This is a genomic window from Kitasatospora sp. LaBMicrA B282 (genome assembly GCF_050325825.1).
Classification (GTDB): domain Bacteria; phylum Actinomycetota; class Actinomycetes; order Streptomycetales; family Streptomycetaceae; genus Kitasatospora.
This window is the reverse complement of the sequence record NZ_JBNQTI010000011.1, coordinates 79,943-90,946: the sequence shown is the minus strand read 5'-3', so window position 1 is coordinate 90,946 and position 11,004 is coordinate 79,943. Positions and strand designations below refer to the sequence as shown.

Genomic DNA, 11,004 nt, shown 5'->3' with positions numbered 1-11,004 from the left:
GGGCCGACGGCGGCGCCGGCGGCGGTCGCCGAAGCGGCCAGCGCCTGCAGCGCGGCCAGGTGGGCGGCCAGCGCGGCCCGGCCGGTGCGGGTGGCGGCGAGCCAGGTGCGCGGGCGCTTGCCGACGTAGCCCTTCTTGACGGTCAGGTACTCCGCCGCCTCGAGCGCGCTCGCCGCCTTGCTCAGCACCGAGTCGGAGACCTCGCAGTAGTCCCGCACCACCCCGAACTCGGCCTCGACGCAGCCGCACAGGAAGGCCAACAGGGTCAGCCGGGTGGGGTGCTGGAGCAGCGGGTCGACGCCGCTCATCCGGCCACCTGCTCGCGCCGGACCTTGCGGTTGGCCAGCAGCATCAGCACCCAGAAGCCGACCCCGGCGCCGGTGCCGGCACCGGCGCCGGCCGCGAGCTCCCCGCCGAGCGGCCAGCAGGCCAGCCCCGCCGCCGCGGCCACCGCGAGCACTCCGGCAGTGCCGCCGAAGACGAAGCCGCGCCACCCGGCGCCGGCGGTGGGCTTGAGGACCACCCCGGAGCTGCGGGCGCCGAGCCGGGCCACCAGGCCCATGACGGCGGCCAGCACCACCACGCCGACCAGCATCAGCCAGTTCATCCGGTAGGCGCGGGCCGCCCCGACCACCGTGCCGTAGAGCACCAGGACCGACCCGAAGACCGGCCCGTACCAGCCGGGCACCACGCGCGGGCGCCGGCCGGCCTGCTGGGCGCGCTCGGCGAGCGCGAGGGCCTGGACGGGATCGAGGACGGATTCGCCGGACATGGAGTACCCCCGAGAGAAGAGCATGCTGCCTGGAAAGCTGGTTCCAGCATGGCACATACTTTCCATAGCGGAAAGTACTTTCAGCAGGCAGGGTCGATCCGCCGGAAGCTGGCGTAGTGGTCGGCCGTCCAGTAGCGCTCGCCGCCCTGGCCGGTGACGATCCGCCGGGCGCCGCGGTCCGCCGCGCCCGGGGTGGTCACGGTGTACTCGTGGTAGTAGCCGCGCGGCTCGGCCGGCAGCCGCCGCTCGCGGTTGTCGAAGACCACCCCGTCGCTGCGGTAGGGGAAGGGGCCGCCGCGGCCGATCAGGGCCAGGGTGTCCTGGGCCTGGCCGGGCAGGCCGGTCCGGCAGAGGGCCCCGGCCGAGCCGGTGGCGGAGGCCGCGACGGGCGCGCGGGCGCTGGAGCCGCACCCCGCGAGGGCGGCCGTGACGCAGAGCAGCAGGGTGGCGGCGAGGGCGCGCGGGCGGCGGGCGGTCATGCGCCCAGCTTGCCGGGTCCGCCCCGAAAAACGCGTGCGGCCGGGGTGGCCACGGACGCCGTTGTCCATGGCCACCCCGGCCGTCTTCACGTCCGGCGGTTCTCCTGCGCCGAGCACCGCCGGGCCCCTCCCGTCGGAGGGGAGCGGGTCAGCGGGAGTCGCTGCCCGCGGTCTCGATGGCGGCGCGGCCCGCTTCCAGGCGCGCCACCGGGATCCGGAACGGGGAGCAGGAGACGTAGTCCAGGCCCACCTCGTGGAAGAAGTGCACCGAGTCCGGGTCACCGCCGTGCTCGCCGCAGACGCCGAGCTTCAGGTCGGGGCGGGTCGCCCGGCCGGCCTCGACCGCCTGCTTGACCAGCGAGCCGACGCCGTCCCGGTCGATGGTCTCGAACGGGGACACCCCGAAGATGCCCTTCTCCAGGTAGGCGGTGAAGAAGCTCGCCTCCACGTCGTCCCGGGAGAAGCCCCACACCGTCTGGGTGAGGTCGTTGGTGCCGAAGGAGAAGAACTCGGCGGCCTCGGCGATCTGACCGGCCGTCACGGCGGCGCGCGGAAGTTCGATCATCGTACCGAGCTTGATCTCCAGCTTGACCCCGGTGGAAACCGCCACCTCGGCCAGCACCCGCTCGCACTCGTCCCGGACCAGCTCCAGCTCCTGCACCGTGCCGACCAGCGGGATCATCACCTCGGGGCGCGGGTCGCCGCCGGCCAGCTTGCGCTCGGCGGCCGCCTCGGCGATGGCGCGCACCTGCATGCCGAACAGGCCGGGGATGACCAGGCCCAGGCGGACCCCGCGCAGGCCGAGCATCGGGTTCTGCTCGTGCAGCTTGTGCACCGCCTGGAGCAGCCGCAGGTCGTTCTCGTTCGGGTCCTTGCGGGCCTCGGCGAGCGCGACGCGCACCGAGAGCTCGGTGATGTCGGGCAGGAACTCGTGCAGCGGCGGGTCGAGCAGGCGCACCGTCACCGGCAGCCCGTCCATCGACTGGAAGAGCTCGACGAAGTCGCTCTTCTGCAGCGGCAGCAGGGTGGAGAGCGCCTGCTCGCGGTCCTTGTCGTTGTCCGCGAGGATCAGGTGCTCGACCTCCTTGCGGCGCTCCTCACCGAGGAACATGTGCTCGGTGCGGCACAGGCCGATGCCCTGGGCGCCGTAGCGGCGGGCGCGGTTCGCGTCCTCGGCGTTGTCGGCGTTGGCCCGCACCGCCAGCCGGCGGCGGACGTCGGCGTGCGACATGATCCGGTGCACGGCCTGGACCAGGCCGCCCTGGACGTCGGCGCCGGCGTGCAGGGTGCCCTCGAAGTACTCCACCACCGGGGAGGGCAGCACGGGCACCTCGCCGAGGTAGACCTTGCCGGTGCCGCCGTCGATCGAGACGACGTCGCCCTCCTCGATGACCAGGCCGTCGGCGGTGGTCATCTTGCGGCGCTTGGTGTCGACCTCGAGCTCCTCGGCGCCGCAGACACAGGTCTTGCCCATGCCGCGGGCCACCACGGCGGCGTGCGAGGTCTTGCCGCCGCGGGAGGTGAGGATGCCCTCGGCGGCGATCATGCCGTCCAGGTCGTCCGGGTTGGTCTCGCGGCGGACCAGGATGACCTTCTCGCCGGAGCGCGACCACTTGACCGCGGTGTAGGAGTCGAAGACCACCTTGCCGATCGCGGCACCGGGCGAGGCGGCCAGGCCCCGGGCGATCTGCTTGGAGGTGGACTCCGGGGCGAAGCGCGGGAACATCAGCTGGGCCAGCTGGCCGCCGGTGACCCGGTGCAGCGCCTCGTCCAGGTCGATCAGGCCCTGGTCGACCAGCTGGACGGCGATCCGGAAGGCGGCCGCGGCGGTGCGCTTGCCGATCCGGGTCTGCAGCATCCAGAGCTTGCCGCGCTCGATGGTGAACTCGATGTCGCACAGGTCGCGGTAGTGCAGCTCGAGCTTCTGCATGATCGCCATCAGCTCGTCGTACGACTTCTTGTCCAACTGCTCCAGGTCCGCGAGCTGGAGGGTGTTGCGGATGCCCGCGACCACGTCCTCGCCCTGGGCGTTGGAGAGGTAGTCGCCGTACACGCCGGGGGCGCCGGTGGAGGGGTCGCGGGTGAAGGCGACACCGGTGCCGGAGTCCTCGCCGAGGTTGCCGAAGACCATGGTGCAGATGTTGACCGCGGTGCCCAGGTCGTTCGGGATCCGCTCCTGGCGCCGGTAGAGCCGGGCCCGGTCGCCGTTCCAGGAGTGGAAGACGGCGTGGATGGCGAGGTCCATCTGCTCGCGCGGGTCCTGCGGGAAGGCCCGCCCGGTCTCGCGCTCGACGATGCCCTTGAAGGTCTCGACCAGTTCCCGGAGGTCGGAAGCGTCCAGGTCCAGGTCGTTGACGGTGCCCTTGGCGTGCTTGGCCTCGTCGAGCGCTTCCTCGAAGAGCTCGCCGTCGACGCCCAGCACGGTCTTGCCGAACATCTGGACCAGGCGGCGGTAGGAGTCCCAGGCGAACCGCTCGTTGCCGGACTGGGTGGCGAGGCCCTGCACCGAAACGTCGGACAGGCCGATGTTCAGGACGGTGTCCATCATGCCCGGCATGGAGAACTTGGCCCCGGAGCGCACCGAGATGAGCAGCGGGTCGTCCGCCTGGCCGAGCTTGCGGCCCATCTGCTGCTCCAGCGCGGCCAGGTGCTCGCCGACCTCCTGGTGCAGGGACTCGGGCTCGGCGCCGGTCTCCAGGAAGACCTTGCACGCCTCGGTGGTGAGGGTGAACCCGGGGGGAACCGGGAGCCCGAGGTTGGTCATCTCGGCCAGGTTCGCGCCCTTGCCGCCCAGCAGGTCCTTGAGGTCCTTGTTTCCTTCGGTGAAGGAGTAAACAAACTTCTGCGTCGCCGCCACGGGTCGGTCTCCTCGAACGGGGTTGCCCTGACGCCGGAGAACATACCCATTTCGAAGGCGGTATCGCGCCGTCGACAGGCCGTCCGTTCCCGAGAGGCAGCACCGACCCTCGAGATCAAATGCTTGTGAAGGCGTTCACCTTTGGTGGTGAAATCGTCCGGCTGACGCTAGCTATCGTTCAAGTCTTGAAGCCAACGTCTCGTGAAGATCACGTAGTCCGGACGGAGGGTAGTGGTGGACGACCCGCCTGGTTGCCCCGGCTTGATTTCCTGCAGCCAAGGGGGCGGATCGACTCGGATGCCCGTTCGGGAAGCGATTTGGACATCGTGGCGCCTTCCGGCCCCCTGAAGCGCCGTCAGCCACGCCTTCGTGTGGCAAGAGTCACGGACGCGACTCGCTCATCGTACGTATCGGAACTCGTCCATCCGTCGCCCAACGCGCCGACGGCGCTACGCACCGTGAGAGGAATCTGCCAAAAAGGAGCCCTCCTGGCCAGATTGGCCAAGAGGGCTCGGACACCCCGTCCCGAGGTGCCGGAGCGGCATCTTTGCCGCTCCGGACAACTCATCCGCCGGAGCTGTCCGATTCGGCCTCAACGCTCGGCACCGCGCAGTCGTACGGATCGTCCAACCAACCATCCGGGAGGACCACCCGGCCGTTGCCGCTGGTGCGCCCGCGCGGCCCGTCCGCGGAGGCCGGCCACCGCTGCTCCTGCTCCACCTCGGCGAGCAGCTCGCCCAGCTCGCCCAGCGAGCTCGCCATCGCCAGCTTCACCCGCAGCTGGGAGCCGACCGAGAAGCCCTTGGTGTACCAGGCGACGTGCTTGCGGAAGTCCACCACGCCGCGGTGCTCGTCCTGCATCCACTGCCCGAGCAGCTCGGCGTGCCGCAGCATGGTCGCCGCCACCTCGGCGAACCGCGGGCGGACCGGTTCGGTGACCCCCTCGAAGACCGAGACCAGGTCCTTGAAGAGCCACGGCCGCCCCAGGCAGCCGCGCCCCACCACCACGCCGTCGCAGCCGGTCTCGCGCATCATCCGCACCGCGTCCGGCGCCGACCAGATGTCCCCGTTGCCCAGCACCGGGATCCCGGCCGGGACCGCCTCGCGCAGCCGGGCGATGGCCGACCAGTCGGCGGTGCCGCCGTAGTGCTGGTGGGCGGTGCGTCCGTGCAGCGCGATCGCCGAGACCCCCTCCTCGGCGCCGATCCGGCCGGCGTCCAGGTAGGTGAGGTGGTCGTCGTCGATGCCCTTGCGCATCTTCATGGTCACCGGCAGCCCGCCGGCGCCGGCCACCGCCTCGCGCAGCAGCTCGCGCAGCAGGTTGCGCTTGTAGGGCAGCGCCGAGCCGCCGCCCTTGCGGGTCACCTTGGGGACCGGGCAGCCGAAGTTGAGGTCGATGTGGTCGGCCAGGTCCTCCTCGGCGATCATCCGGGCGGCCTTGCCGACGGTGGCCGGGTCCACCCCGTAGAGCTGGATCGAGCGCGGCTGCTCGGTCGGGTCGAAGTGGATCAGCTGCATGGTCTTGGCGTTCCGCTCGACCAGCGCCCGGGTGGTGATCATCTCGCTGACGAAGAGGCCGCGGCCGCCGGACTGCTCCCGGCACAGGGTGCGGAACGGGGCGTTGGTGATGCCCGCCATCGGCGCCAGCACCACCGGCGGCCAGACCGGCAGCGGGCCGATCGCGAGCGGCGCGAACTCGCCGGTCGTGGCCCCGGGGGCGGGCGCGACGGAGGCGTCGGTGGGTGCTTCGGGCGTGACGGTCATGCGCGGCGGGACCTCGGCGTGAGCGGACGGACGGGACTCTCCATTGTCCCCCACCGCCGCCCGGGCCCCTTCGGCCCTCGAGAGGGAGCCCGAGGGAGGCCTGCCCGGCCCGCTCAGCCCGCCGCGAAGCCCAGGTTGGTGTAGCCCGAGCCGCAGGAGGCGGTGATCGAGTTGGCCGCGCCGGGGTCGTTCAGCTGCGGGTCGACGTCCGCCGGGCCGAAGACGTTGACCCGGTACTGGCTGCCCGGCGGCAGGCCGGCGTTGAGCGAGCCCGAGGTGCAGGTGAGCGCCAGGGTGCGGGGCGCGGCGGCGAACTGCAGGTCGACCGAGCCCGAGGTGGTCACCGCCTGCACGGCCGAGGAGGCCAGCCGCTGGCCGGTGAGCGAGCCGCTGGACAGCTGAGCGTTCACCCGCCCCGAGACTCCGTCCAGCTCGATCGAGCCGGAGTTGGTGTGCAGGTTCAACGACCCGCTCAGGTCGTGGATGGTGGTGTCGCCCGAGGTGCTCTTGACCGTCACGGCGGTGCTCGGCGGCGCGTCGATGTCCAGGCCCACCGAGCAGGAGGGCTCGGTGATGCCCAGCACCTGCGGGCAGCGGGCCGAGATCCGCAGCGTGTGGTTGATGGTCATGACGGTGATCTGCGGCCGGCTGACCGTCCAGTGCTCGGACTGGCGCAGCGAGACCGCGCCGCCTCGCTCCGGGCCGCCCGGGGTGGCCCGGATCGTGGTGCTGGCGTCCTGCAGGTCCAGCTCCAGCGCGGTGACGTTGGGGAAGGTCTGCGGGTGCACCGCGCCCTGCCGCACCAGGCTGGTCCAGGTCTGGGCCGCGCCGAACAGCACCACCGCCGCCCCGGCCAGCGTCCCCACGCTGCGCCAGATCCGCCGCTCCCGCGGTCCGCTCCGCTCCCGCTCCGGCACCGCTAGCCCTCCCCGAGGTAGCGCAGCACCGCGAGCACCCGCCGGTGGGTGTCGTCCGCGGTCGGCAGGTCGAGCTTGGTGAAGATGCTGTTGATGTGCTTGGCCACCGCGCTGTCGCTGACCACCAGCGACTCGGCGATCGCGGTGTTGGAGCGGCCCTCCGCCATCAGCCCCAGCACGTCGCGCTCGCGCGGGGTCAGTCGCTCCAGCGGGTCGCGGTGGCGGCGCACCAGCAGCTGGGCCACCACCTCCGGGTCCAGCGCGGTGCCGCCGGCCGCCACCCGCTGCAGCGCGTCGACGAAGTCGTCCACGTTGGCCACCCGCTCCTTGAGCAGGTAGCCCACCCCGCTGGTGTTGGAGGCGAGCAGGTCGGCGGCGTACCGCTCCTCCACGTACTGGGAGAGCAGCAGCACCGCGATGGTCGGCCACTGGCGGCGGATCAGCAGCGCGGCCCGGACCCCCTCGTCGGTGAAGCCCGGCGGCATCCGGACGTCCGTCACCACGACCTGCGGCCGGTGCTCCTCGACCGCGGCCAGCAGCGCCTCGGCGTCGCCGACCGCGGCGGCCACCTCGTAGCCGACCGCCTCCAGCACCTTGACCAGGCCCACTCGGAGCAGCACCGAGTCCTCGGCGATCACAGCTCGCACGGCAACTCCACAACGATGACGGTCGGTCCCCCCACGGGGCTGCTGATGGACAGGGTGCCGTCCACCGAGGCGGCGCGTTTGCGCAGCCCGATCAGGCCGGTCCCACGGGACGGGTCGGCGCCGCCGATCCCGTCGTCCCGGATCACGATCCGCAGCTGCGGCCCCAGCTGGCGCACCGAGAGGTCGACCCGGGAGGCGCGGGCGTGCTTGGCCACGTTGGCCAGCGCCTCGGAGACCACGAAGTAGGCGACCGCCTCCACGGTGGGCGCCACCCGCCGCGGCAGGTCCACCTCCAGCCGCACCGGCAGCGGGGCACGCGCCGCCACCCCGGAGAGCGCCGCGTCCAGCCCGCGGTCCTCCAGCACCACCGGGTGCAGGCCGCGGACCAGGTTGCGCAGCTCGGCGATGGCCGCCTGGGCCTCCTCGTGCGCCTCGACGATCACCCGCATCGCCTCCGGGGAGACGTCCTTGAGCGTCTTGCGGGCCAGCCCCAGGTTCATCGCCAGCGAGACCAGCCGCTGCTGGGCGCCGTCGTGCAGGTCGCGCTCGATCCGGCGGCGTTCGGCGTCGGCGGCGTCCAGCACCCCGGCCCGGCTCTCCGTCAGGTCCTCGACCCGGCGCTCCAGCTCGCGCGCCCGGCTCGGGCCGAGCAGTCCGCGGGCCGCCCGGCGGTCCACCCGGGCCACCCGCACCGCCAGCCAGGGCCCGGCCAGCAGCAGGGCCGCGCCGAGCGCGGTGAGCAGCAGGTCGATCGGGAAGTCGACCCGCAGCAGGGTGCCGCGCGGGATCAGCACCCGCCACAGGAAGGTGGTGGCGAGCGCGCCGCCGGCCCCGAGGGCGAGCAGCGAGAGCAGGCCGGTCAGCGCCAGCAGCGGGCCGATCAGCAGGTGGTAGCCGAGCTGGCGCCAGGTCGCCTCCGAGCCCACCCAGGCCAGCAGGCGGAACACCAGCGGGGTGCCCTGCGCGGCCGGCGGGTGCGCGGGGATCGCCAACCGGCCCAGCGCGCGGAACCGGCTGCGCTGCGCCCGGGTCAGCGGCGGCAGCAGCAGCGGCAGCGCACAGCTGATCGCCACCCACAGCTTGGGAGTGGTGACCAGCAGCAGGAAGGGGAACAGGAACGGCTGGCCGGCCGCGACCAGCCGCAGCTCCCGGGCGGCCGTCGCCGACCAGGGCGCGGCGTGCGGGCGGCGGGCCCGGCCGGAGCCGTCCGGGTCACCCTCCGCGGGTGCACCGGGGCCGGTGGCACGGCCCGGGACCGACCCAGCGGTCCCGTCGTCGTGATCGGCCAGCCAGGACACGCTGGGATGCGCCGCGCCCCGGCGGATCCCCTCGCGCAGTCGGCGCAACCCGTCGGTGCTGATCACCCGGACAGCTTAGGGGGCGGGTGCCCCCGGTCGGCAGTGCAGCCTGCTGCCGAGGAGGGGTGTAGCTAGGTACACCCCCAAGACGGGACCCCGCGCCAGCGACTCGGCGCCCCGGTTCCGGAAGGCTGGAGGCTGTCGGAGAAGTCGGGGGTCAGGAGCCGGTGATGAGCTTGGTGAACGGTGCGGCGCGGACGGACGCGAGCTGCGAGGTGGCGGGGGCGGCCGAGTGGCCGACCGCGGGTCCCTGGTCGATCAGGTTGGCCACCGGCAGTGGGCGCCCGGCGCTGGAGGTCTACGAGCACGGCGAGCTGATCGACGTGCTGGTCGCCAGCAGTCTCGGGGGCGCGCTGCTGCGCGGGGCCCGGCGCGGCACCGTCGCGGACCAGCCGGCGGGCTTCGCCTGGGGGCGGCTCGCCGCCGACGGCGCGGCGCCCGCGGTGCTCTTCGCCGGCGGCCGGCTGCGGCCGGAGTGGCGGCCGGCCCGGGTGATGGAGCTGGACGGCGGCTTCTGGCTGGCCTGGGCACCGGGGCCGCTGGCCGGCGTGCTGGTCCGGGACGCCGACGGACGGGCCGAGCGGCTGCGGCCGGCCCGCTAGCCGGCAGGAACGGCCAGCAGGAACGGCGGGGACAGCGGGTGGCACACCGGCACGGATCGGGACTGCGCGGAGGGGGATCACCATGAGCACCACGAAGGACCGGCGCTACGTCGCCGTACTGCGCACGGCCGGGCTGGCCCTGCTGCCGTGGATCGCCGTGCTGGCGCTGACCCTGCGCGACCCGGCCGGCTGGGTGGCGCTCGACGTCGCCGAGGCGCTCGCCCTGCTCGGCACCGCCCGGCTGCTGCGGACCGGCCACCGGCTGCACCGGCCGGTCGCGGCGCTGGCCGCGCTGCTGCTGGTCGCCGACGCCGGCTGCGACCTCGGCACCGCCACCGTCGGCGCCGACACCCTCAGCGCGCTCGCCATGGCGCTGCTGGCGGAGCTGCCGCTGGCGCTGCTCTGCGGCCACCTGGTGCTGCGCGCCACGGGCCGGGCCTCCCGGGCGGTGACCGCCCGGCCGCGCCTGGCGCTGGCCGCCTGAGCCGGTCCGCGATACGTCGGCGACGGCGAGTACCTGGCGGGGGTGGCGTACACCTGGAGGTGGGTGCAGCAGGGCGTGCCGGACGCGCTGCTCTGTCGGCCGTCGGGCGGCTGAGCCCCTGCGGAGCCGGGCTAACCCGCGGCCAGCAGCGCCAGCTTGGCCCGGCTCTCCTCGTCGGACGGGGTGTAGGTGACCAGCCGCGCGCCACCGCGCCGCGGCCCCAGCCACATGTTGGTGAAGTCCAGCCGCAGCCGGCCGACCTCCGGGTGGATGAAGCCCTTGCTGCCGTGGTCCCGGGCCATCACCTCGTGCCGCTGCCAGCGCTCGTCGAAGTCCGCCGAGGCCTGGCGCAGTCGGGCCACCAGGGCCTTCCAGGCGGGGTCGGCGACGTGGTCGGCCATCGCCGCCCGCAGCCGGGCGGTGGCCTGGGCCCGCGCCGCCTCCAGGTCGGCCCAACGCTCCTGGAACGACGGCTCGGTGAAGAGCAGCCAGACCAGGTTGCGCTGCTCCGGCGGGAGTTCGTCGAACTCGCCGAGCAGCCGCCCGCAGATCCGGTTGTGGGCCAGGATGTCGTAGCGGTTGTTCAGCACCCAGGCGGGAAACTTCGCCAGGCCGGTGAGGATCTCCCGCACCGCCGGCGTGATCAGCGCGCAGTCGGTGCTCGGCGACGGGTCGCCCGCCCCGGCCAGGATGTACAGGTGGGAGCGCTCGATCGGGTCGAGCAGCAGCGCCCGGGAGACCGAGTCCAGCACCTGCCCGGAGACCTGGATGTCCCGCCCCTGCTCCAGCCAGGTGTACCAGGTGACCCCGACCGCGGCGAGCTGCGCCACCTCCTCGCGCCGCAGCCCGGGGGTGCGGCGGCGCCCGGTGCTGGGCAGACCGACCTGCTCGGGGGTGATCCGCTCCCGCCGGCTGCGCAGGAAGGCGGCCAGCTCCTGCCGGCGCACGTCGGGCGCGGTGGCGGCCGCCCGGCTCACGGGAGGTGCGAGCGTGGCGAGTTGACTGGCGGGCTCGGCGGCCGGCGGGTTCACGGTGCGCATGGCTCCAGCATGCGCCCCGGTGACCCCACCGAGCGACCCTGGTGCCGGGTACTTCTGGTACCAGGATAACGAGACTCTGGTACC

Annotated in this window: 11 protein-coding genes; 2 read left to right on the top strand and 9 right to left on the bottom strand. The window is 73.4% G+C overall.

Going from position 1 to position 11,004, the window contains the following annotated elements:
* From ACQRUO_RS05945 to ACQRUO_RS05910, 8 genes are all read right to left on the bottom strand, one after another.
* Positions 1 to 308, bottom strand: a 308-nt coding sequence (locus ACQRUO_RS05945; protein WP_428314658.1) for a transcriptional regulator, incomplete at its 3' end; no start/stop codon positions are given.
* Complete coding sequence (locus tag ACQRUO_RS05940; RefSeq protein WP_428314657.1) at positions 305 to 772, bottom strand: hypothetical protein; 468 nt, start codon at positions 770 to 772, stop codon at positions 305 to 307. The genes ACQRUO_RS05945 and ACQRUO_RS05940, both read right to left, overlap by 4 nt.
* Positions 773 to 852: 80 nt before the next feature.
* Positions 853 to 1,251: a ribonuclease domain-containing protein gene (locus ACQRUO_RS05935; protein ID WP_428314656.1), complete on the bottom strand. Its 399-nt coding sequence runs from the start codon at positions 1,249 to 1,251 to the stop codon at positions 853 to 855.
* Between the two features lie 148 nt (positions 1,252 to 1,399).
* On the bottom strand, positions 1,400 to 4,108 hold the full coding sequence (gene ppdK, locus ACQRUO_RS05930) for a pyruvate, phosphate dikinase (protein WP_428314655.1): 2,709 nt from the start codon (positions 4,106 to 4,108) through the stop codon (positions 1,400 to 1,402).
* Between the two features lie 564 nt (positions 4,109 to 4,672).
* Positions 4,673 to 5,746: a tRNA dihydrouridine synthase DusB gene (gene dusB, locus ACQRUO_RS05925; RefSeq protein WP_428314663.1), complete on the bottom strand. Its 1,074-nt coding sequence runs from the start codon at positions 5,744 to 5,746 to the stop codon at positions 4,673 to 4,675.
* Positions 5,747 to 5,985: 239 nt separating this feature from the next.
* The gene (locus ACQRUO_RS05920) at positions 5,986 to 6,789 is read right to left on the bottom strand and encodes a DUF4097 family beta strand repeat-containing protein (protein WP_428314654.1); all 804 of its coding nucleotides are present in this window, start codon (positions 6,787 to 6,789) and stop codon (positions 5,986 to 5,988) included.
* Positions 6,790 to 6,791: 2 nt separating this feature from the next.
* Entirely contained in the window at positions 6,792 to 7,436 is a 645-nt protein-coding gene (locus tag ACQRUO_RS05915) for a response regulator (protein ID WP_428314653.1), read from the bottom strand.
* Entirely contained in the window at positions 7,424 to 8,800 is a 1,377-nt protein-coding gene (locus tag ACQRUO_RS05910; protein ID WP_428314652.1) for a sensor histidine kinase, read from the bottom strand. The genes ACQRUO_RS05915 and ACQRUO_RS05910 overlap by 13 nt, the downstream gene beginning before the upstream one ends.
* A gap of 164 nt (positions 8,801 to 8,964) precedes the next feature.
* Between ACQRUO_RS05910 and ACQRUO_RS05905 the strand changes: the two genes are divergently transcribed.
* A complete protein-coding gene (locus ACQRUO_RS05905) occupies positions 8,965 to 9,396 on the top strand; it encodes a hypothetical protein (RefSeq protein ID WP_428314651.1) in 432 nt (143 codons plus the stop codon).
* An 82-nt stretch (positions 9,397 to 9,478) separates the two neighbouring features.
* The gene (locus ACQRUO_RS05900) at positions 9,479 to 9,880 is read left to right on the top strand and encodes a hypothetical protein (RefSeq protein WP_428314650.1); all 402 of its coding nucleotides are present in this window, start codon (positions 9,479 to 9,481) and stop codon (positions 9,878 to 9,880) included.
* Positions 9,881 to 10,011: 131 nt separating this feature from the next.
* Here the strand turns inward: ACQRUO_RS05900 and ACQRUO_RS05895 are convergent, their stop codons facing one another.
* Positions 10,012 to 10,920, bottom strand: coding sequence for a helix-turn-helix transcriptional regulator (locus ACQRUO_RS05895; RefSeq protein WP_428314649.1), 909 nt, complete (start codon positions 10,918 to 10,920; stop codon positions 10,012 to 10,014).
* Positions 10,921 to 11,004 lie beyond the last annotated feature (84 nt).